The 23,453-nt window shown below is 40.4% G+C and carries 21 protein-coding genes; 3 read left to right on the top strand and 18 right to left on the bottom strand.

Going from position 1 to position 23,453, the window contains the following annotated elements:
• Together ACFSCZ_RS14055 and ACFSCZ_RS14060 are read left to right on the top strand one after the other, a co-directional pair.
• The coding region (locus ACFSCZ_RS14055) for a hypothetical protein (RefSeq protein WP_380774681.1) at positions 1-225 on the top strand (225 nt) is incomplete at its 5' end.
• A 190-nt stretch (positions 226-415) separates the two neighbouring features.
• Positions 416-3,241: an EAL domain-containing protein gene (locus ACFSCZ_RS14060; RefSeq protein WP_380774682.1), complete on the top strand. Its 2,826-nt coding sequence runs from the start codon at positions 416-418 to the stop codon at positions 3,239-3,241.
• Between the two features lie 156 nt (positions 3,242-3,397).
• Here ACFSCZ_RS14060 and ACFSCZ_RS14065 read toward each other — a convergent pair whose 3' ends face one another.
• The 6 genes from ACFSCZ_RS14065 to ACFSCZ_RS14090 all read right to left on the bottom strand — a co-directional run bounded on the left by ACFSCZ_RS14065 (position 3,398) and on the right by ACFSCZ_RS14090 (position 9,790).
• On the bottom strand, positions 3,398-3,742 hold the full coding sequence (locus ACFSCZ_RS14065; RefSeq protein WP_380774683.1) for a cysteine hydrolase family protein: 345 nt from the start codon (positions 3,740-3,742) through the stop codon (positions 3,398-3,400).
• 248 nt (positions 3,743-3,990) lie between these two features.
• Positions 3,991-5,487, bottom strand: a complete 1,497-nt coding sequence (locus tag ACFSCZ_RS14070) for a sodium:solute symporter family protein (protein ID WP_380774684.1) — start codon at positions 5,485-5,487, stop codon at positions 3,991-3,993.
• Positions 5,484-5,759, bottom strand: a complete 276-nt coding sequence (locus ACFSCZ_RS14075; RefSeq protein WP_380774685.1) for a hypothetical protein — start codon at positions 5,757-5,759, stop codon at positions 5,484-5,486. Before ACFSCZ_RS14075 ends, ACFSCZ_RS14070 begins: the two co-directional genes overlap by 4 nt.
• Positions 5,760-5,869: 110 nt before the next feature.
• On the bottom strand, positions 5,870-7,351 hold the full coding sequence (locus ACFSCZ_RS14080; protein ID WP_380774686.1) for an aldehyde dehydrogenase family protein: 1,482 nt from the start codon (positions 7,349-7,351) through the stop codon (positions 5,870-5,872).
• Positions 7,348-8,556 (bottom strand): iron-containing alcohol dehydrogenase, encoded by a 1,209-nt coding sequence (locus tag ACFSCZ_RS14085; protein ID WP_380774687.1) that lies wholly within the window; start codon positions 8,554-8,556, stop codon positions 7,348-7,350. The genes ACFSCZ_RS14080 and ACFSCZ_RS14085 overlap by 4 nt, the downstream gene beginning before the upstream one ends.
• Positions 8,557-8,584: 28 nt before the next feature.
• Positions 8,585-9,790 carry a M20 family metallopeptidase gene (locus ACFSCZ_RS14090; RefSeq protein WP_380774688.1) on the bottom strand — a complete coding sequence of 402 codons (1,206 nt, stop codon included), beginning with the start codon at positions 9,788-9,790 and terminating at the stop codon, positions 8,585-8,587.
• Between the two features lie 219 nt (positions 9,791-10,009).
• Between ACFSCZ_RS14090 and ACFSCZ_RS14095 the strand changes: the two genes are divergently transcribed.
• Entirely contained in the window at positions 10,010-11,641 is a 1,632-nt protein-coding gene (locus ACFSCZ_RS14095) for a PucR family transcriptional regulator (protein ID WP_380774691.1), read from the top strand.
• Positions 11,642-12,435: 794 nt separating this feature from the next.
• Here ACFSCZ_RS14095 and ACFSCZ_RS14100 read toward each other — a convergent pair.
• The 12 genes from ACFSCZ_RS14100 to ACFSCZ_RS14155 form a co-directional block, all read right to left on the bottom strand.
• Positions 12,436-13,092 carry a cysteine hydrolase family protein gene (locus ACFSCZ_RS14100; RefSeq protein WP_380774692.1) on the bottom strand — a complete coding sequence of 219 codons (657 nt, stop codon included), beginning with the start codon at positions 13,090-13,092 and terminating at the stop codon, positions 12,436-12,438.
• 139 nt (positions 13,093-13,231) lie between these two features.
• Positions 13,232-13,747 (bottom strand): flavin reductase family protein, encoded by a 516-nt coding sequence (locus ACFSCZ_RS14105; protein WP_380774693.1) that lies wholly within the window; start codon positions 13,745-13,747, stop codon positions 13,232-13,234.
• Between the two features lie 21 nt (positions 13,748-13,768).
• Positions 13,769-15,334, bottom strand: coding sequence for a phytoene desaturase family protein (locus tag ACFSCZ_RS14110; RefSeq protein ID WP_380774694.1), 1,566 nt, complete (start codon positions 15,332-15,334; stop codon positions 13,769-13,771).
• Positions 15,335-15,405: 71 nt separating this feature from the next.
• On the bottom strand, positions 15,406-15,690 hold the full coding sequence (locus ACFSCZ_RS14115) for a hypothetical protein (protein ID WP_380774695.1): 285 nt from the start codon (positions 15,688-15,690) through the stop codon (positions 15,406-15,408).
• Positions 15,691-15,715: 25 nt separating this feature from the next.
• Positions 15,716-16,291: a UbiX family flavin prenyltransferase gene (locus ACFSCZ_RS14120; protein ID WP_380774713.1), complete on the bottom strand. Its 576-nt coding sequence runs from the start codon at positions 16,289-16,291 to the stop codon at positions 15,716-15,718.
• 46 nt (positions 16,292-16,337) lie between these two features.
• Complete coding sequence (locus tag ACFSCZ_RS14125; protein WP_380774696.1) at positions 16,338-17,750, bottom strand: UbiD family decarboxylase; 1,413 nt, start codon at positions 17,748-17,750, stop codon at positions 16,338-16,340.
• 52 nt (positions 17,751-17,802) lie between these two features.
• A complete protein-coding gene (locus ACFSCZ_RS14130) occupies positions 17,803-19,092 on the bottom strand; it encodes a TRAP transporter large permease (RefSeq protein ID WP_380774697.1) in 1,290 nt (429 codons plus the stop codon).
• Positions 19,089-19,616, bottom strand: coding sequence for a TRAP transporter small permease (locus ACFSCZ_RS14135; RefSeq protein ID WP_380774699.1), 528 nt, complete (start codon positions 19,614-19,616; stop codon positions 19,089-19,091). The genes ACFSCZ_RS14130 and ACFSCZ_RS14135 overlap by 4 nt, the downstream gene beginning before the upstream one ends.
• Before the next feature lie 28 nt (positions 19,617-19,644).
• Positions 19,645-20,679, bottom strand: coding sequence for a TRAP transporter substrate-binding protein (locus tag ACFSCZ_RS14140; protein ID WP_380774700.1), 1,035 nt, complete (start codon positions 20,677-20,679; stop codon positions 19,645-19,647).
• A 7-nt stretch (positions 20,680-20,686) separates the two neighbouring features.
• The gene (locus ACFSCZ_RS14145; protein WP_380774701.1) at positions 20,687-21,070 is read right to left on the bottom strand and encodes a hypothetical protein; all 384 of its coding nucleotides are present in this window, start codon (positions 21,068-21,070) and stop codon (positions 20,687-20,689) included.
• Positions 21,071-21,226: 156 nt separating this feature from the next.
• Positions 21,227-22,015, bottom strand: coding sequence for an SDR family NAD(P)-dependent oxidoreductase (locus tag ACFSCZ_RS14150; RefSeq protein WP_380774702.1), 789 nt, complete (start codon positions 22,013-22,015; stop codon positions 21,227-21,229).
• A gap of 13 nt (positions 22,016-22,028) precedes the next feature.
• Positions 22,029-23,270: an acyl-CoA dehydrogenase family protein gene (locus ACFSCZ_RS14155; RefSeq protein WP_380774703.1), complete on the bottom strand. Its 1,242-nt coding sequence runs from the start codon at positions 23,268-23,270 to the stop codon at positions 22,029-22,031.
• Positions 23,271-23,453 lie beyond the last annotated feature (183 nt).

Below are 23,453 nucleotides of genomic sequence, written 5' to 3' on the forward strand. Positions count from 1 at the left end.
ATTCCCCCGGCAGGGGGAATGTCTTTAATCACTAAGTGGCTCACCCATGTCATAAGGTGGCTCTATTTTATGTCACAAGTGGCTCAAAAAGATGGCAAAGCTGGCTCTATCCCATGGCAATATTCATCCTCGTGGCAGGAAGAGCCCCAAGGCATTATTTTTAGCCTTCCTGCATGCGTTCCTCAACACGGACAAAAACAAAGTCAATGGTGGCGCACATACTGAAACCAATTAAACAATGTGTATTCTTGTCGTATTTTGATTATGTCCATTTTTAGGGGGCTTGACCACTGTCACTTGTCGAATGAACGAAATTATAGCCAGAGAACCATTACAAAAGACCTGTTTTCTTGTAAAATTATGTAAATCACAGTAAAATAAAGAGCATTATACTATCAAGAAAGAAGGGTACATTTTGCTAGATTTACCTAAATTTTTCACCAGGAGAAACAGTAAAAGGATTAGTGAGGATTACGCCTTTGAATATTTGTTTGAGCATTATTCTAACCCTGTTTATATTATGGACAGGGATTTACATATCATTAAAAGAAATCGAGCATTTGAGGAATTACTCCAAATGAAGCCAGGCCATGTGGATGACGTTCTTAAAACCTTGCGCCCTTACCGGCAAATTTACCAAATTAGGGGTTTTTATGAAGAGGCCTTAAAAGGAAGAATTCAAAACTATCAAACGCGAAATATCATAAACACCAGCCAGTCGTTGGAATTAGAGCACCGGGTTGTTCCTATGTTTTCGGGAGAGAAGGTCACGGGGTTAATCGGAATGATGAGAGATATTACCCAGTTTAAAAAGCAGGATAAGGAGCTTACCCGATTTCTAGTGGGTATAAAAGCAATGGAGAATTTAGTAGATATGGGTATCTGGGAATATGACATCATAGATGATAGAGCGTATTTCTCGGATAAAATGTATGACATTTTCCAGCTTAAACGCGACAAAACCCCCACGTATAAAAATGTCTTTCAGCTTGTCCACCCAGAAGATAAGGATATTTTTATGGGAGCTTTCGAGCGTTCCGCAGAAGAAGGAATTCCGATGAAAATAAAATATCGAATTGTCTGTCCAAATGGAGAAGAAAAGCTTTTGCATCAATATACGGATGTCATACTTAACGATAGCCAAAAGGTGGTCAAATTAATTATATCCACATACGCAGTAAACGAGGGACATCAGGAGGTCCATAATAACAAAAATAGTACGGATCATAGCAAGGTGTACCAGCATATGGAGGCGTACATATGGGCAAGAGATGCAAAATCAAACAAGCTGCTCTCCTGTTCCCAAGGTGTCAAGTCTATTACGGGGTACACAGCCAAGGAATTTTTACATGGTGAAGTTTCGTGGGATGAACTCATTTATAAAGATGATATTCTTGACTATCAAGCTGCCAGGTCAAATGTTCAGAAGCCTGAATTTGTCCTTGAGTACCGGATTATTGACAAGAGCGGAAAAATGAAATGGGTGCAGGATAAAACGATCGTCATCACTGATGAAGCAGGAGATGTAGTCCGACTAGAAGGCGTGGTCATTGACATTACAGAGAGAAAGCAGGACAGAGAAAGGATTGAGTTCCTAAAATATCATGATCCATTAACTGGCCTGCCCAACCATCGAAAATTTGATAAGGAGTTCAGCCGACTGTTAAACAATAAGAATGAAGAGTTTGCAATCATGAAGATAGACATGGATGGATTCAAACGGATTAATAGTGCTTTGAACCATAATACCGGAGACAAACTGTTAAAGGAGTTTGCGTCCCGGCTCTCGAAATTTATTTTGGGCGGTGACTTGGTTTGCCGGTTAGGAAGTGACGAATTCACTGTTCTCCTCAGGCAGATTCAAGGAAAAAAACATGTTGAGATGATTGCAGACCAGATGGTAGAGAATTTAAATAAGCCCTATTACATTGACGGCCATGAATTATTTATTACAGCAAGCATGGGTATTGCTTATTATCCGGAAGATGGAAAGAACATGCGCGACCTGTTCAGCCGAGCAGAGGAAGCATTGAGGCGTACGAAGCAAGCGGGCAAAGCCAGCTACTTACTCTATTCTCCTTACATGGATATTGAATCTTCCAGACAATTTAAATTGGAAAGAGATTTAAGAAAGGCCATTGAACAAAAACATCTGTTTATGTACTATCAGCCAATCGTTGATCCTGATACTAACCAAATGCTCAGGGCCGAGGCGCTTCTACGGTGGGATCATCCTGATTGGAAATTGGTTTCTCCGAATGAATTTGTCCTCCTAGCAGAGGATAATGGGTTCATCGATGGTCTGACCCACTGGACTTTTAAGGAAGTTTGCAGCCAGATCGCGGAATGGAAAAAGAAAGACCTGCCTCTCGTTCCAGTATCTATTAATGTTTCGCCCAAAAGCTTAATGAAAAGCAGCTGGGTAGACTCCTTGTTTGGAGCGATAACTGAGGCAGGAATTGATCCGTCTATGATTGAGTTAGAAATTACCGAGAATGTCTTACTGGATAATCATGAAGGCTTTCAACAAGACATGGAAAAGCTAATACGGGCCGGTGTGCGGTTCGCCTTGGATGACTTTGGAACAGGATATTCCTCCCTTCTTTACTTGAGAAAATTCCAAATGGACAGCATCAAAATTGACCATACTTTTATCAGCGAACAAATATCAAGCAAAGACTCGGCAATTACAAAAGCCATCATCGACTTGTCACATGAACTAGGGATAAAAGTGATAGCTGAAGGTGTGGAAACAGAGGAGCAGCTCTTATTTTTAAAAGAGAATGGCTGTGACCAGATTCAAGGGTACTTATACGAAAGACCCCTTCCTCATACGGATTTTGAAAAACTGTTGGTACATCCGATTTTACCTATAAACATACCTAACAACAATTCTCAAATTGATAAAAAGAAACAGAGTAATGGATGGTCTTATCCTCTTCAGGCTGGCCTGACTGTTTCAAAAATTAAAGACAAAACCATTAATGTAGGGTATACCCAGGTGATGATTCATAATATCCGCAAAGACGGTTTACGATTTTCATCTACATTAAATCTGCCCGTTTCCGATTTTCAATTAAAACTGGAAGTACAAATAGAAGAAAAGATATTTACTTTGTTTGGCAGTATTGTCTGGAAAGAGAATATGTGGAAAGACAATTTCAAATATGATGTAATATTCACTTCGGAGACCATACAGGATGATTCAGTTTCTGAATTGCTAGGTCGCCTGGATCTTTGACTTGGCAGTTAAGTTGGAAAATAACTGAAACGTTCAAATCAAAAAGGAACAAGTAAGCCTATAAAAAGAGAATCCGAACTAACTTGAATTCTAAATGTAGAATTTTAGTCATGTTCGGATTTTTTAACTAAAAAGCACTTGTCTCCTTTTTTACTTTTACACCTTCTCAACCCCCACCGAATCTTCCACCTTCTGCATAAACTCATCCGCTGTCATTACATGAGCAGTGGATCCTCCCAAGATCGTTAAACAGACACGATGGACTTCCTCCGCAGGGACCTTTCCGAAGCCAATGTCCCCATAATCGTATGTACCGGTGACATCTGATAGGAAAGCAACCCTATATCCTCTGTACATAGCGTCCCGTGCTGCAGCAAAACAGCAATCTTCCGTTGTCAGGCCTACGATTGCCACATTCTCAATCCTTTGATTCCGCAAGATGATATCCAAGTCTGTACCGAAAAACGCACTGTAACGATGTTTTTTTAATGATAATTTCATTTTCGGCTCCACTTCACAGAAGAGAACATCGCGGGAGAGAAAAGGACATAGTTATTATTCGTATTGAAAAATATAGGTTCAAAGAGAAGAAAAATATACAATGTTTTTAATATCTTTATTTACTAAGTGAGAAATAGTTACAATCCTAATTGACGGGGATCGGGATACAAAGTATCTTTTTTACATCCAAAGAAAATAGCTAATTTTCCAAGAAGATCAGTAGAAAGAAATCAGGTCATCTTAAAAAATTAATTTGCAATTTTCTCCTGAGTAGTATTTCTCTGTTTAATTTTCTTATTTCTTACAATTTCTATATCTTCCCAAAGAAGATCAACATGTTCTTCCGCAGGCTTAAGTAATCCAAAAATGACAATCGAAATGGTAGCTATAATAGCACCATAAATACCAGGAGTCCATCCCCAAGCCTCTATAAAGCCTGGATTGATTACTTGTAACAACATTGCAACCGCGGTTCCAAGAATCAAACCAATGATGGCTCCCTCTTTATTCGCACGTTTCCAATAAAGACCTAATATTACTATAGGGAATAACATGACTATACCTTGGTAACCTAGTAAAGCATAATAATTTAGAGATAGGTTATTGAAGGCAGCGGAGATTAATACTCCAATTCCTATTAATACTACAGTCGTCCGAGCTATTCTAAGTGCTGTTCTTTCAGAAATATTTTTGTTTATGACTTGTGCAATATCAGTTGATATAGCTGTTGACATTGCCTGTATCATCCCGGCCACGGTTGCGAGTCCTGCAGCCATAATTACAACACTTAATAATGCTAAGTGTACAGAACCTGCTTGAGACGCCGCCCAAATATATGCTTCTTCAGGATTGTTTCGGCCAAATTCAAATAAATGTAAAGATTGACCTAGAAAAGTAAAAGCGGCCCAAAAGATCAAGCCAATAATAGGTGCAACTAGAGTTGACTTTTTAATTGCTTGAACATTTTTTGCTGCAAATAATTTATTAAATGCCCAAGGCCACATAAATGCACCTAAACCATTTACAACTAAAAGCGATGTCCAGAAGGAAGTTGGCATAGATGATAATGTAGGGCCAGGAAAGGTAAGTGTTTCAGGGTGATTTTCAGCCAGCAAATTCATTGCATTTGAAAAACTTCCAAAAAATTCATATATCATCCAGAACATTACAAATGTTCCGATAAAGAACATTAAAACTCCCTGAACTATATTACCAATAATTACAGACCTCATACCTCCTAAAGCTACATAGACTAATACGACGACGACACCGATCAGCATACCCCAAAAGGGACTTAACACTCCTCCAGTGCCATAACTAAATACATATCCCATAGTTGTCCATTCTATTAGTAGCCATGGAGTAACAAAAACTACACCTGATATTGCAACTAATACTCGTAATAACTTACTCTGATAACGTAACCCTATAAGTTCTGCCTGTGTTTTTACTTTATATTTCTTTCCCCAAATAAATGCTTTCTCAGAAACTAGATACATGGTAAACATCATCATTGCAGCATAGGGAATTACATAAACGCCAAGAAAACCACTCCCTACACTAAAGTCCGCCCAGGCTGTCCAGGAAGCTCCCACATACCAGGTTGAAAACACTGCGAGACCGATTCCTATCATCCCAAAACTACTATTTGCGGTAGCGTAGTCATCATAATTTTTAACGTTCAAATTTTTTATATTTATTAATAGCATCATTGCTAAAAACATACTAATAAAGAGTACGGTCATGACCTAGCCCTCCGTTCTTCAAAATCCATAATTTCACTTTCCTCTACTTCATCGATATCAAAGTCTCCGTTTTTGGCATCGACTATATACCATGAAATCATTAAACAGCAAATAAGAAACGATAAAAACAATGTCCAAAACATTACAAAAGGAACTCCTAATACCCATGGTTCAATTCGATTCGCCAGATCAAATAAGCCTGGAAGACTGAGAAAACTATATAACACTATAAATAGAATAACAAAAAGGGTGATTCTTTTAGAATGACTCATATGGGATCTTTCCTTTCTAAGGATATTTGAATTACTATGACATTATTAATCTTAATGGATGAGAGGAAGCCCTCTCATCCATTACATTAAAATTTCCTTATCATAATAAATTAGCCTAAATTAATCCATACACTTTTTACTTCAGTATAGTTTTCTAATGCGTATGAACCCATTTCTCGTCCATTACCAGATTGTTTATAGCCTCCAAATGGAGATGCAGGGTCTGTTACGTTATAACAGTTCACCCATACTGATCCAGCTTTAAGTCGATTCGCAACATAATGAGCATTTCTTAAATCCCTAGTCCACAGTCCGGCAGCCAGGCCATAAGGAGAATTGTTTGCTCTATCTATGATTTCATCTAAGTCATCATAAGGCATGGCAACTACTACCGGCCCAAATATTTCTTCTCTTGCAATGGACATATCATCATTTACATCAACGAATACAGTTGGTTCCACAAAATAGCCCTTATTAGACCGATTTCCACCGGTTAATTTTTCGGCTCCCTCTTCAATTCCTTTATTTATATATCCCACTACTCGTTCTTGCTGTTCTTGTGAAACTAAAGGTCCCATTTCAGTATCTATATTCAATCCATCACCCTGTTTAACATTTTTGGCATATGAAACAAGGTCAGATACAACATTGTCAAATTGATTCTTTTGTATGAATACACGGGAGCCTGCACTACAAACCTCACCCTGGTTAGCCATAATACCTGTAAATACACCTGGTGCAGCTACCGAAAGGTCAGCATCCGGCAAAATGATATTTGGAGACTTCCCGCCAAGTTCCAATGTAACCCTTTTTAAATCATTGGCTGCTTCCCGCATAATTTCTTTTCCGACGACCGTTGAGCCAGTAAATGCAATTTTATTAACGTTAGGATGCTTAACTAAGGCCCTTCCTGCTGTTTCACCAAACCCTGGGATAATATTAATTACACCTTCAGGAAACCCTGCTTCAGCAACTAATTCAGCAACATAAAGTGCAGAAAGGGGTGTTTGTTCAGCTGGCTTTAAAACAACTGTACATCCAGTAGCAAGTGCCGGGGCTATCTTCCACGAAAGCATCATAAGAGGGAAATTCCATGGAATGATTTGACCAACGACTCCTACTGGTTCATGGCGTGTATAGTTAAAGTAGTTTCCAGAGACAGGTATTGTTTCACCTACGTTTTTCGTAGCCCACCCCGAGAAATATCTAAATTGACCTATTGCGTTTGGTAGATCATTCTCTAAAACTTCTTTAATTGGCTTGCCATTATCTAGGGTATCTAGCTGAGCTAATTCTTCTTTATTTTTTTCTATCAAATCAGCAAGCTTGTACATCAAATGAGACCTTTCAGCAGCACTCATTTTAGACCAAGGACCATTTTCGAATGCTCTCTTGGCTGCCTTTACTGCTAGATCAACATCTTCTTGCTGAGCTTCATATACATTTGCTAGTACTTCCCCGTTTGCTGGATTATATGTTTCAAATGTTTTACCTGATTGGGATGTTACAAACTCACCCCCAATAAACATTTTTTTTGGGTATTTTAAAAATTTCTCTACTTTGGGTAGTACATTTAAGGTTTGACTAATCATGAATAAACCTCCTTAACTGCAGTAGGATGAGCGCTTCCTGCTATTGCTTTTTGAAGAATGTCATATATATCTTGCCTTGACATCTTGCGAGGATTAGGTACCATATATTGCTGGTCATTAAACGCAATATCTGTAAGCAAATCGATCTTTGAGTCATCCACACCGATAGCACTTAAATTGTCAGGAATACCAACTTCGGCAGTCATAGTTTTAACATGTTCAACTGCTGCTTTTGCCGCATCTTCTACAGATAAGCCTTGAATATTCACACGCAGTGCGTCTGCAATATGAGAGAATTTTTCAGGATTAGCTATCCAGTTATATTCTAGTAAATATGGTAGAAGAATGGCGTTAACAATTCCATGTGGGGCATCATATTGAGCACCTATAGCATGGGAAATTCCATGTACCATTCCAAGGCCCGAGTTCGCCATTCCTAATCCAGCTATGGTGCTTGCCAACAGCATGGAATGCATAGCTTCTAAGTTTTCACTATGGGCAGTCGCTTGACGTATAGAAGATCCGATGACTCTAACCGCATGAAGGTTTAGTGAATCTGTAACATGTGAGCTCCAGTTTGCTACGTATCCTTCAATAGCATGTGTAAGCGCATCCATACCAGTAGATGAAATAAGGTGGCTTGGCATGTTTTTTAATAACTCCGCATCCAGAAAAGCCACTTCAGGAAATAAATCCTCACCAAAAATTAATTTTTTGGTTTTAAGATTATTACTATTATCAGTAAAGACTGCAGCATTCCCACTTTCACTTCCAGTTCCAACAGTTGTAGGAACAGCAAACATAGGATATGTCTTGTTCTTATAAATGTCATATCCATAATAATCTGCAATTGATCCTCCGTTTGAAAATAGAACCGAAAGCCCTTTTGCTGTATCTAACACACTTCCCCCGCCTATTGCCAGCAATAAATCTATCCCTTTATCTTTATAAGTATGATATGCGTTATCAGTCATCTCAACTTCAGGGTTTGGTTTTACCTCATCGAAAATCATTACATCATAATTTGAATCTATTTCTTCTAACACCTTATTTAAGATACCTGCATTCTTAATACCTTTATCAGTAACAACAAGAATAGTACTTGCTTGAATCTTCTTTAATTCCTGTGAAAGAGACTTGATACTTCCTATACCTGAAATTAATTTAGTTTTAGCGTTGAAAACAGTATTTCTATGTGCACTCATTTTATTCTCTCCTTTATATTAATGATTATTATACATTTAATTCAGACTTTTCTGCCGTTACTTCCTTCGTACTTTGAAAATATCTTTCTGCTAACTTAGCGTAATAATTAATTGCTTCCATGTATTTATTAATACTTACATGCTCATCTGGCTGGTGAGCCAAATTTTCATCACCTGGTCCATATATTATGATCGGGATATTTGTGGCTAGTGAAAATATTGAGCCATCAGTATAATAGTTAACTCCTTTTTCCTCACAATCAACACCACTGATCTCTTTATTTACTTCTAAAGCTAATTGTACAAACGCATCGCCTCGGGTACACTCTATTGGATTTAAATCATGTAATACTGTCACCCTTGATTGAAAGTTTGTTATATGGGATTCTAATCTTTCAATTATCGTTCTTATATCTTTTACTATTTCTTCATGATTCATGCCCGGAATAGTTCTAATGTCAGCTGTTGCTATACACTTATCAGGGATTACATTTGTAGATACCCCCCCTTCAATAGTACTTATTGTTAAAGTAGGTTTACCTAACAAGTGATGCTCCTTATAGTTGAACTGGTATTCTTTTATCTGGTTAATGAGCTCATTCATATGCATGAGAGCGTTAATTCCATTTTCAGGCATTGAGCAATGAGCTGTCTTTCCAAACGTCTCAAATTTAAGCCATAAAACACCTTTATGAGCGGTAAATATTTTTCCGTTGCTTGGCTCTCCAATCACTATAGCTCCTGCGTTATCAAGAATATTTTCTTTTATAACAGCTGAAGCTCCTAAGCAATCAACCTCTTCCCCTGCAGTCCCTACAAATACTAAGTCTCCGTCAAAGTCAACCCCTTTACTCTTTAACATAATCATGGCTTCAATCATTGCAGCTACTCCGCTTTTCATATCAGATGATCCTATGCCAAAGATTTTTGAATCTGAAATCTCACCGGAAAATGGATTATGCTTCCAAGGGACATTGCCAACTGGAACAGTATCCAAATGACCGCTAAAGATTAAGGAAGGAGCTTTCTCACTCATTTTTCTTTGACTCTTTAAAGTGACTATCACATTAGCCCTATTCTCTGACAGTGTCATCACTTCTGTGTCTAGACCACATTGGTTTGCACGTTCAACAACTTTTTCAACTACATACAACTCATTGCCAGGTGGATTCACACTATCAATCTGTAATAAACTTTGTAAAAAGGCAATCGCTTCATTTTTTTTTGCATTCATGATGTCACACCACCTATTCCTTTTCTCTATTGATTAGCATAACTAGACCTACCTAACCCCCTTCTTCAAGTTATTTTTTCTTCTTTTTTCAGCATTTCTCATCATTAAATGAAGGATTAACTGCAGTTTATCACGAATGTATTTGTATAATTGCACAAATATTTAAACTAATTATTGTACTTTCAGTAAGTTCTGATAGATTTGGGGGGAGAATATATCTTGAGGATAATTGAGATGTTAGAATTACCAGCTTTTAAAGAGGTCACTGTTTTAACAGAGAATGTTAATCTTGAAAAGGATGTTTTAGGTATTACCCTTTTTGATGCACCAGATGGTTATGAGTGGTTTAGAGAAGGTGAATTTATCATTACAACTGGCTATCCCTTTATGGATGCAAACTCCGATTGGGAAGAGACATTAATAAAGTTAATTAAAGTTTTAATCAATAAAAAATGTTCTGGCCTGGGTATTAAAATCGGCCGATACATCCTCGAAATTCCATCGAAAGTAATTTCTTATGCCAGTGAAAACGAATTCCCAATATTGCATTTACCTAATAGACTGGCTTGGTCCGATTTGATTGTTCCAGTTGTAACCTACATTAATAATAAACAACGATTGGAATTGGAGCTTACACGTGATGTATACGAGAATTTTCATGCTTTTCTTACGAATGGAAAAGGTTTACCCGATTTGGCAAATTTGTTACATAAGTTAACTAGTAAGCCTATTGCAATATATATAAAAACATTAAATATCTATATTGAAGCACCTTCTACTTGGATATCACGCAACGATGTAGAAGACCTTATTACCAACGTACCGATAGATAAAAACAGTTACAAATTAAAAGAACATGAATATCAACCTCTTATCAGATTAATAAAAAGTACGCTTCATTTCGAAGCAGCAGTAATTATAGGGAATGTTAAAGCAGATCTAAAACCTTGGGAACTAGTTGCCATAGAGCAGGCAGTGACAATCATTAAATCTGAAATTGAAAGACTCCGTAGCATTGCCACTATCTATCAAAGACAAAAAAATACTTTTATCACTAAATTACAAAATGGAGTAATCAAGTCCTATGAAGTGTTATTAAGGTTAGCTCAAGAAATTAGATGGAAAATCTCTAATAACAACTTTTACGCAGTATTATTAAATTGCGATTTACAAGAAACAAATGAAGTGCAGTTAATTGAAAAAAAACTAAATATTATTTATATGATGGAAAAGCATTTGGAAGAATCATTACCTGGTACATTAATCGGCTTTGATTTAAGTAATCGTTTTGTATTATTAATTGAAGTAAATAATGAGGTTACGGAAAACCTTATAATTAGAAAACTTAAAGAGTTAATCACAACACTAAATATAAGTACTTTTTATGGTGGTATTGGACGAGCCTATCCTCTTCTTCAGATTCGTAATAGTTTTAAAGAAGCGGAAACCGCTTTAAACTTTTCATACACAAAAGAATCGTATCAAAATCAACTGACAATATATTCTTTTTCAGAGTTAAACATAGAGAGAATTTTATATTCCAATAACCCTCTAAAAGAATCAGAAACTATAGCTGATGAATATCTCAATAATATAATTGAGTATGATAAAAAGAAAAATAGTGAGCTTTTTATTACATTAAAAGTTTTTTTAGAAAATAACGCCAGCCACATTGATACTGCGAAGGCCCTTTATATTCATAAAAATACCGTAAGGTATCGATTAAAAGTTATCCGTGAAATTACAGGCTTGGATCCCGAAAATATCAAAGACCAAATACTATTTGTAATGGCCTTATCAGTGGTAGAAATTTCAGAGCCTAAAGCAATGGCAGTAACAAATGGTACTTAATTTTTGAATGGTATTTAATTGAGACTAGTATAATAGGAAAGAATTTATTTCACCTTGACGAACATCATGGGAACTACCCGACAAGTGGGTGTACTTTCCCATTGAATATTCCCATTTTTCCGAGTCACCCCTTTTCAACAAGACAATGAACAAATGGAGAGTCGCTTACTGAGAATTAACACTGTTATAACCACTTCGTTAGATGCTGGCCCCTGACGTCGTACTATTCCTTAGTGATCGCTGGAAAGGGGCGAGTCCCCTAGTTTTACGCCACTGTTTCGGCTGAAGCCCTAAAGGCTGTTTTTTCTCATCCGCCGTAAAAACACACTGCTACGAACGCTAACTAGGTCAAGGGTGGTGACATTGCTATGTCGGATTTATGCATACTGGCTCACTATATGTGCGACTGTACCTCAAAATATGTCACAAGTGGATTTAAAACGTGGCAAGAGTAAGGGAGTCTGTTGTCTTTATTTGCCTGCCTAACTTGTTGAAGGATTAACGAATATAATGTTCCCGAAATAAGTCCACTCATGCTAGTTCAGTTGTTGCAGTAAGCCCCCATGAAGAATGGTTACAGTTAAAAACCCAATAATTATTATTTAATCGCATTATCCCCGGTACCATGAAATGCCACAAGCATATTTAGTCTATAACTACCTAATAATTTTAGCATCATCATTGAAAAACAATAGAAAGATAACCGAGTGAAATAGAACGACATTGAACATCATCTCCTATAATCAGCAGTATTAAAGACAGCCCTTTTGGGCTGCCTTACCATACATAAATATTTATACTTGTTCAACACCCACCGAATCCTCCACCTTCTGCATAAACTCATCCGCTGTCATCACATGGGCAGTGGATCCTCCCAAGATCGTTAAACAGACACGATGGACTTCCTCCGCAGGGACCTTTCCGAAGCCAATGTCCCCATAATCGTATGTACCGGTGACATCTGATAGGAAAGCAACCCTATATCCTCTGTACATGGCGTCCCGTGCTGCAGCAAAACAGCAATCTTCCGTTGTCAGACCTACGATTGCCACATTCTCAATCCTTTGATTCCGCAGGATAATATCCAAGTCCGTCCCGAAAAACGCACTATACCGATGCTTTTTAATGACAATTTCATTTTCTAATGGGGCCACTTCAGGGTAAATCTCGGTTCCCGGCGTGCCGTCGATGAGGCAGGCTCTGTCCGCTACAGGCGGATAAATTTCTCCGTACAGCCCCATATCAGACCCATCTTCCCGGTGGACGTGGGCTGTATAAATCACTGAAATTCCCTTGTTTCTTGAGAACTCCAACACTTTCTTCAATCGCGGCAGCATTTCTTGGCCCATCGCTGTTTCCAACGGTGCTCCAGGTGCTACAAAATCATTTTGCATATCCACTACCAACAAAGCCGTCTTCTTCGGATCGATCTGTTGAATCTGTAAGCCCATCCAAACCCCTCCACTCTATTTAACTACTACTTCTATTTAACCAAGATCCAAGTAGCAGGTCAACGTTTTTTCCTAATATTCAGTCAAAAACACCTAGAGAAGAAGGGATGGCCGTACCTCTCATACGCGTGACATGTATTTAAGATACAGGGTTTTTCTGTTTATAAAACTCTTCAGGGATGGCCCCAAATACCCGGCGATGATAGAGCATCGGATCCTTTTCTTCATTTACAGAAAGGTCGATGACTTCCCCAATCAACACAGTGTGGTCTCCCGCTTCGATGGCTTGAAACGTTTCACATTCAAAGACGCCAAACGCTCCATCAATAATTGGCAAACCATTGTCCGACATCCTCCAATTACATTGACTAAAACGGTCTACATTTTTACTCGCGAACGTTTTGCAAAGCGCTGCCTGTTCCTCAGCCAATACATGAACGGCAAATTTTCCTCCCCCGGTAAATTCTTTCAGGGAAGATACTCCGTGATCAATCGACCATAATAGCATAAGTGGATCCAGGGATACAGAGGCAAATGAGTTAACCGTCAAACCGACCGGCTCTCCGCTCTCTGTAGTTGTCGTCACAATGGTTACCCCCGTTGGATAGTTCCCCATAATTTTTTTAAAAATATCTTGTCTTTCCTGCTTTTGCATGGTTATCTCTCCTCGTCATTTTTATTTCACTTCCTGTGCTGCCAAGTAGCCGGAGGTGCCCCCGAGACCCGGGCCAGGATGTGTCGAAGCTCCAATATGGAATAGGTTTTTCACAGGGGTTTCGTGTCTTTTATATTTGGACGTCGGCCTCCATAATAACAGTTGATCGATGGAAGCCACACCCGAGTATGGGTCCCCGCCTACCAAATTCATATTGGATGCCTCTAACTGAACCGGCGAGATGATCTCCCGGTTAATCACCATCTTCTTAAAGTTTGGCGCATGTCTGCTGATTCGGTTCTCAATTCTTTCCACATAGGCTTCGATCACTTCCTCCGTATATCCATTGGAAGTATCAATCTCTCCCAGTGCGTCTCCCCTTAACTTTCGCGGCATTTCCAGCAGCTGGATCCATAAGGTATGTTTCCCTTTCGGAGCACGGCTTGGATCAAAGGCCGTATGCTGGCCAACCGCAATGGTCCCCTCTTTAGGCAGCAGACCATTATATACTTCATTCACAGATTGGCTGACCCCCTCCACCCCTGGCGTAAGATTAATCATGGCTGCTCTTCTCAATTCAGGATTCTCCCAATCCAGCGGACCATCCAAAGCATAGTGGATCTGCATGGCTGCGTTGCCATATTTGTAATTTTGGACATCCTTTTGCAGAGAAGCTGGAATAGATACGCCTTCCAGCAGGCTGCCATACAATTGATGAGGGGTTACATTCGCAAGAACATAATCCGCCCTGTATTCTTCGTTTTGCGTTCTGACACCAACCACTTTGTTATTTTCTACTATAATCCGCTCGACAAACTCGTTGGTGAAAAACTGTCCGCCATTGTCCTCTACGATTTTCATCAATGCTTTGACAAGCTCCCCGCCTCCGCCTTTTGGAATCGGCATGCCGGCTGCTTCAAGGGAAAACACCAAGACCTGCATCATAATATTTCCAGCCGCATCATTGGGGCCAAGGCCTGTGTGAAGAATCCAGGGGGCAAGGAGCGCCTTCACCAGATCACTGTCAAAATATTGATCAAGCAAGGCATCGGCAGATTTGATCATGTTCCCAACCTCAGACTTGAACTCTTTGATCCCTTTTCTTCTTACATATTTTGAAAGAGTGCGCATCGAGTTCCAGGACATCGGCTCATTGGATAATAGATGAAACACAAAGTCTGCCTTACCTTCAAAACTTTTCATTAACTCATCATACCGGTCACCTTCACCGGGTGTGAGACGGTTAAACGTTTCAATATTTTTCTGCCGGTCGGTATAGAGGACTGCACTCCTGTCATCCGGCAGGATCACCCCTGTCGGCACATCTGTATTTACATAAGTCAGCCCATTTTTTTCCAGATCATCTTTCAGCTCCGCAAAGGCAGGACTCGTTACAAATAAAGGGTGCCAGCCTGAAAATACATCTGTTTTAAACCCCGGTGCCACTAACTCTTCCGTTTTAATACATCCGCCGATCCAGTCGTTTTTCTCCAATACCGTTACTTTCCGTCCTCTTTTTGACAAAATGGCTGCCGCAGTCAATGAATTGATTCCGCTTCCGATAATGACTACATCCGAACGATTCATCAAATGACCTCCTTCCTTTCCTTCTGACCTGTACAAAGTTTTCAACCAGCTTCAACCGCCGGCCGCAAGCATCATACCGGCACTGCCCGGCGCTCTGAATACGCAACAAGCAAATTGACCAAGTTTCCTTTTCCGAATTTCAACCGATTTTCCTCTTTATTCATATAGTTGACACTGAATAAAAGGAAGTCCAAAATCCTTTCTCTCCGCGCTTTGATATCTTTTACATTTTTCATATAGAACCATTTGTCAATCGTATTATATACGCCTCTGTTTAATCCAAAAGTTTCTGTACAATATTGGACAAACAACAGATCAGGAAGGTTAATGATTGAATGTTTCTCCTCCATTGTCATGCATAGCCCTCCCGTAACAAACTTTTTAAACGGGCTTTTCAGCCGTTTTCAGGGATTTCCCCCATCGTTTGACCCATTGGGGATGCAAACCAAATAAATCTAAGATCCTTCCTACCGTGTGATCTACTAGATCATCAATGGCCTCCGGTTTATTATAGAAGGCTGGCACCGGAGGGCAGATCACTCCACCTGCTAGAGTAACAGCTTCCATATTTCTTATATGGATTAAGTTTAAAGGGCTTTCCCGTGCCACTAAAATCAACTTTTTCCGCTCTTTTAAGATCACATCTGCTGATCTGGTAATTAAATCGGAGGTTACGCCTGTTGCTATTTCCGCCAAGGACTTCATGCTGCAAGGAACAATGACCATTCCATCAATGGGGTATGAACCTGATGAAATGGGTGCCGCCAGATTGTCATTAAAATAATGATAATCCGCCAACAGCTTTACATCATTCAAGCTATAGGAAGTTTCGACCTGAAGTGTTTTCTCTCCCCACTTACTCATGATCAGATGTGTCTCCACCCCAAGACTCTTCAGACTTTCCAGCATCCGGATACCATAAATCGTTCCTGATCCACCGGTAATTCCTACGATCATTCGCTTCTTATCCACTCATCTACTCCCCCTTCACATGCTGCTTTTATCAATCTTCCACAATCTCATAATCTTGCAGGGAGACTTGTCTCATATCAATCCTTTGAAACTCCCAAGGTCGCGGATAAGGAGCTGTAGCATCAATCCCAATTTTTGTCCCGATCCCATCATTTGTTACCGGATTGAGTTCATGACCGCGTGCATCGGGGATCAAGATCATATCCCGCTCTGGATCATGACGGGTAGCAAGTGCCCACTCTATATCTTCCGGATCGTAAATATCTACATCCTCATCGACGATTGTTACCCGGCGCAACGATGGAAATGCCGCGAAGGTGGCCAAAATGGCATTCTTTTGTACACCTTCACTCTTTTTCTTGATTTGAACATTTGCATGGTAAAATCCACACCCGCCATAGGATAAATAAACATCTAGCACTTCAGGTACGACACTTGAGACTTTTTCATAAATACTGGCTTCAGCCATCAGTCCAACCGCATTATATACTTCTTTGCCAGGCATGATTGTATGAAAAATAGGCTTCTCCCTTCGAGTGACTGCTTTCACATGTACAACCCATCGATCATCTGCGGAAGCATAGTACCCGGTGACTTCAGCAGCAGGACCTTCATTCTCTCTTACATTAGGCAGAATCTCTGCTTCAATAATATACTGTGCATCGGCAACGCCTTCTACATCGACTGTTTGTGATTTGATTAGTTGTAAAGGCTCACCCAACAGTTCTGATGCAACGCCCAGCTCATCGGCATCGATCGGGGCCGCACTGCTTGGCGTAGTGGAGGCAAAATGAACGGGCAGGCCGACACCATTATTGATGGTGATCTCAAGAGGTTTTCCCATTTTTTCGGCCCGTTCATAATAATCTCGCAGATGTCTGCCCATGTCCATTAACATCGTCATTCGATTGGGCCCTGTAACCATTAATCTTTGAATGGAAGCGTTCCTTACCCCAGTATCCGGATCTTTCGCAAGAATCACACTGGAGTCTAAATAAGGTCCGCCGTCTTGGAGGCCATGAGTAGGGACGGGAATCCCTTTTAATAAATCCTTTTCGTCCTTCATGATGACTTCATTTGCAGGTCCGCTGTCAACAACAACAGGATCAACCGGATTTTTTCTCCAATTATTTATGGCTCGGGCAGTTAAAAAAGGTAGTTCCTTTTCATCAACATCAAAAATTTCCGCTAAAACCTTTCGATTCCAGTAGAGGCCAGTAAATATACGAGCATCGGAACCTTGGATGTTTTCAAATAAAACAGCGTTTCCTCCATCAAACTTACTGGCTATACCTGCCATTTCATATTTCATATCAACCGGTGATTTCACTCTTGTAAGCAGCTTTTTGTCCCTTAATAATTCAATCATCCCTTGCAGATCGGAAACATTTCTTTCTGCTAAATTAGATGTATAGACTTTGCTCTCTTCTAAAATCTTGGACATGATTGCACCCCGTTATCATAATAGTTAAAAAACCATGAAAAGAAACATTCGGTTACATAGCAAACAAAATCATCTGTGGAAAGGCAATAAGCAATGCGATACAAATGATATAGGCAACCATGAAAGGAGCTATACCCCGAAATATGTTGTTTATTGATATATCATCCCTGATCCCCTTCACAACAAATGCGTTTACTCCTACTGGAGGAGTGATGGCTCCGAGACTCGTAACAATACAGAGTATGACCGCAAACCATATCGGGTCGTATCCTAAACGGATCACCAGAGGGAAGAATATAGGGATAGCAATGATGAGAAAGCCCATGGCATCCATAATAGCTCCACCTAACACAAATATAGCGAGAATGATAATGAGAATGAGGATAGGAGCAATATTTAACGACCCTGCCCAGTCTGCTACATCATAGGGGAGCCGCGTGATCGTTAAAAACCTTCCAAATACCATCGCACCTACAATTAACATCATCACCATTGCTGAAGACTTGAGTGCACTGGATGTTGCAGTGACCAGCTTTCCCCATGTTAACTTCCGCATCGCCATCGCAAGAATCAAAGCTCCAAAGGCGCCAAAAGCTCCAGACTCGGTCGGAGTAAACCAACCTATAAATAATCCTCCTATGACGAATATAAACAAGAGGAAAACGGGAACCACACCTGCTAACGAAGCGAACTTTTCCTTCATTTCTGTTTTTCCCCCAGGCGGTCCTAACGATGGATCACGGCGGCATAAATATATAACTGTCAGAAGGAACAACACAACTAGAATAGCTCCGGGTATTAAACTGGCCAAAAAAAGGTCCTTGATCGATTGTTCAGTTTGAATCGCAATGACAATCAACACAGTACTTGGAGGAATGATAATACCTAAGGTCCCTCCACCAGCAACACTTCCGGCACTCAACTTATCATCATATTGATACTTCTTAAGTTCCGGCAAAGCCATGGTACCCATCGTAGCGGCTGTTGCTGAATTAGAGCCGGAAATTGCAGCAAATCCAGCACTCGCAACAATGGTCGTGGATGCCATTCCTCCTCTGTATTGCCCAATCCATTTATAAGCTGATTTAAAAAGTTCTTCCGTAATGCCCGTCCGAAAGACGATTTCTCCCATCAAGATGAATAATGGAATGACACTTAAGCTATAGCTGGATAGTTGATTCCACAAGTCAGCAGTCAGTATGCCAAAAGCTGCGTTAGGCGATGCCATTACAAGCAGACCGAGGAACCCTGCCAAAAACATAGAGAAACTAATCGGCATCTTCAAAGACATCAAAAGGAAAAGAAGACCTATTCCCAAAAGAGCTATAATCGTAGCACTCATCGATCTTCACCTATATTACAGGCTTTGATCAGGTCTACCAGTAATGAAAATAACAACCCTAAAAATCCTAGAGAAAAAAGGGCAACAAGCGGATAATAAGAGACCATTAATGCTTCTGATACCTGTCCACTGCTCTTTAAATCCAGCGAATACATAAACAACTGATAAAATACAAATAAAAAGAATACTACATTGATTACAGCTACTAAAAGGTTTGCCAGCCACTGAACTTTCTTTGAAAAATAATTCATCACCAGATCCAAGACAACATTTCCTTTTAACTGCTGGGTATATCCCAATGCAAAAGCTGTTGTGAAAGCTGCCAGCCACCCCACAACTTCCACGGTTCCAAGAAAAGGGGAAGACAGTTTTCTCGCTACAGAATTGATGACAATTAAAATCATCATGGAGAATAATGATAAGCCTGCCAAAGAGGCAAGGAACTTGTTTGATAAGGTGCTTATTTGCTCTAATTTCTCAGTGACCTTTAGTCTTTTAGGATAGCTTTTAGCAACCACTTCCATATGAAAACCTCCTTCAATAAGGCTCCTCTTATTCACTGCTGTATTTTTCTATTAATTCATAGAGCCTGTCCCGATATTCTTTTGCTGGCAGTCCTTCCTTCTCCAGCTTTTTCACATACTCATCCTGAATGGGCTTGATGGCCTGATCCCACTTTTCCTGCTCTTCAGGGCTTAGTTGAATCATTTCCGTGCCATGTTCCTCTTTACTCCATTCCAATGATTCTTGAATGTTTTGGTCATGATACTCACCGGTAAAGATGGCCATTTCACTGCCCAACTCATCAATGACCTGTTGGACGTCACTTGGGAGGGATTCCCATGTATCTTTATTCATTACAGCAACGAACGTCGTGACATGGAGCGGATAATCCACAACATATTTGATGGACTCAGCCAAGTGAAAATCTTTCAATACTTCTCTGGAAGTGATGTATCCATCAAGGACCCCGGTTTGTATCGCTTCCGGCACCTCAGACTGGGACATTGCTACCGGCGAGGCATTTAGCTTTTTAGCTATATCACTCAAGGACCCAGCAATACGTAAATTCTTTCCTTTTAAATCCTCTGTATTTTCTACTTTGTCGATTGTTTGTACATAGGCGGGCTCTGTCGTAAAAGCTGCGATAATTTTAAAATCTTTAAATGCTTCAGGCGGGTATTCCTGAATCAGGTCATAAACCGTACGACTGGCAACAGATGCGTTAGGATAGGAAGAAGGCAAATCAGAAATAGTCAATAAGGGGAACCTGGCCGGTTCATAGGATGTGGCTGACATCCCGATATCCGCCGTTCCATTCTTCACTCCATCAAACATATTGGATGCCTCTAATAAGGTGCCTCCTGGAAACAAGTCCACTTGTATTTGACCATTCGTCCGGTCAGACAGCTCTTCTGCCCACTTCTTCATTTGAACTGCAGGAAATGAGTTCTCTGGTGCAAAAAACGCATAAGTCAAAGTAATATCTTTTCCTGAACCTGAACTTTCAGTATTCGTCCCACACCCGGCCATCGTTACAATCATCAAGAAGACCATTGCAACAATCAGAATTCTTAATTTACGCACCGCTTACTCACTCCATTGAATGTATTTTTCTAAACGCATATACTCTCAGTTTGCTTCGATTCCCTTCAATACAGGAATGCACCTCTTCCCAAAACCCTTCATCTTGCAGCCGCTTTTTTTTCAATTCGCTAAACGTATGACTATCTGCCAGATCAATATCTTCTACGAATCTATTCGGCTGTTCCACACCTTCATAGATTGAAAAGTGATGGATGGGAAACTTTTTATAAAATTGATGAGCCTGATCAATGAGGTTCAAATATTGCTCTCGTTTTTCAGGTATGACTTTATATTCGATATAAACCTTCATGACGATATTCCTCCATAGGAGAAGAGGCCGGGCCAAAGGAGCTGCGGAAATATTCCGCGGGCGGCTGATGAGCTTGCTCATGCGTATCACCCTCCCGCAGAAGTCTGCGTAAATTCCTTGCGCTCATATAGTAGATAGTTCGTTTTTTAACTTTGTTCCGGCCTCTTCAGACAAGCTTATTTTCGTTGCCGAATGAAGCGCTTTCTTTTTAAAAGCCAATAAAATAGTACAGTTATTCTATTGCGCGAGATATCCTCCATCCACTGCCAGAGAGGCTCCTGTCACAAAGGATGCTTCATCTGACGCTAAAAACAGAATGGCGTTTGCTATCTCTGAAGGATCCCCATGTCTTTTCATTGGGCTGGATTCTCCTGCACCCACCCAAAAGTCCTCAAGGCTGATGACATCCCCCGTATGTTCCTCAGTGATTTGTCCGGTTTTTGTGGCTCCTGGACAGACGGCATTTGCTCTGATGCCATCAGCTGCATACCGGGTAGCAAGCGACCGGGCCATTTGGACGGCCCCAGCTTTGGTCACGTTATACAGAAAAGTGCTTTTTCCCATCATCTCTTGTCCCACAAAAGATGAAATAGAGCCAAGATTGATAATGGATCCTTGTTTTTGTTTCTGCATGTGAGGGATCACTGCTTTTGCACAAAGAAACATACTTTTCAAGTTGATTCCGACGCACTCATCAAAATCTTCGGGTGTCACGTCTGTAATGTCTTTAATGTAGTGAATCCCTGCATTATTTACCAAAACATCGATTCTTCCGAATTGATCGATTGCTACGTCAGCCAACTCCCTTGAAGTGCTCTCCTCCGAAACATCTCCGGCAATCATCACATGCTTCTCTTTATCTTCTAATTCGCTGAATAAACGGCCAAGTTTGCTTTCGTCAATATCATTTACAATCAACTTCGCACCTTGTTCATCAAAACATTTGGCTGTCGCCATTCCAATTCCGCTGCCGGCTCCAGTAATAATGGCCACTTTCCCATCTAAACGTTTATTTGAATTGTTCATGACTGTCCCTCCATTAACCTACTTTTGGTGCTACTAATTCTGTTTCTGACTTCAACGGCGGCATCGCATCAGCAGGATTCAGCCCCATTTTTAACAAGCCTGCCTGATCCGCTGCAGCGTCCACATTTGGAGGCATAATAGGTGCAGTAGCCGCGTCTCTAATCATTCTTTCGAGAGGGACTCCCTTCATTAAGCTGGATGCCCCGCAAGCAATGGTTGCTGATTTACAAGCATTGGCCACCACATTTCCAATGGTATTTTTTGCTTTAATAAACTCGAAAAATGTATCCACACCCGCCCCATACGTATCGCTATGCCAAGCAGCATTATACATGGACAGCTTGGCTGCATGGATGTCAGAGGCCATATCTCCTACTCTTCTTCTTAAATCAGGGTGATAGGCCTGCGGCTGAGCGTACCCCTTGGCCACACGTTTTTTCAAGAAATCAGAAGTGAATTCCAGAATACCGATGCCAATGCCTAAATAAACTGCTGCAAACCCTCCAAAGGACCAATTTGCCCCTCTTATAATAAAGTCGTTTAAAAACTCATCTGTTTCGTGTAATACGAGTTCATCCGGAACAAACGTGCCGTTATACTCTACCGTGTTACTTCTCGTTGCTCTCATCCCATGCATATTCCACACATCATGGATCGTCACGCCGTCAGCATTCCCTTTATCGATAGGCACCAAGAAACCGATGCTTGCCTGCGGATTGGGATCCCCTTCCGGATGTGCATACAAATAGACATAATCACTGGATTCCACCATGGAACAGAAAGCTTTTTTTCCATTGAGTATGTAGCCCCCATCTACCTTTCGCGCTTCCAAAGAAGGGGTGTAGGCATTCGCCAGCAAACTGGAAGAGTTAGGCTCTGATACAGAAGTACACATGAGCTTGCCTTCTTCAATCGCCAATTTGGCTACATATTGCTTTGTTTTTTCAGGGATATCGGGATGCTGCGTGATCGAACCCGTAGCATTGGCATGCATATTAAAAGAGTTTGCTGTAGAGGCGCATCCCTGGGCCAACTCCATAATGCACGCGGAATACCCCAGAAAACCGATCCCCATTCCGCCGTATTCCTCAGGCATTGCAATACCGAATAAACCGGCCTCTCTAATTTTTTCATAATTTTCCTCAGGTGCTGATCTGTCACGATCATGCATGTCCGCTCTCGTGGCAAAGTCTTTTGCAAGTTCTTTACAAACCTCGACTGCCTTCTTTTGTCTCTCGTTAAGTTCGAAATTCAATTTTACTTCCTCCTTTATCCATATCATGAAAAAAAAGGATGATTTACATAAAGTACCTGATCAGTAAGATTTTCTCACCCTTCTTGAATGAAATTTTAGCATCGCTGCGATTACACAATGTTAAATCGTGAACAGTAAATTTGAGTATTTTTATAATTGTAAATAATGGGACAAAGTACTTAG

Origin of the sequence: Siminovitchia sediminis (genome assembly GCF_042680885.1) — a bacterium.
Taxonomy (GTDB): Bacteria; Bacillota; Bacilli; order Bacillales; family Bacillaceae_C; genus Siminovitchia; species Siminovitchia sediminis.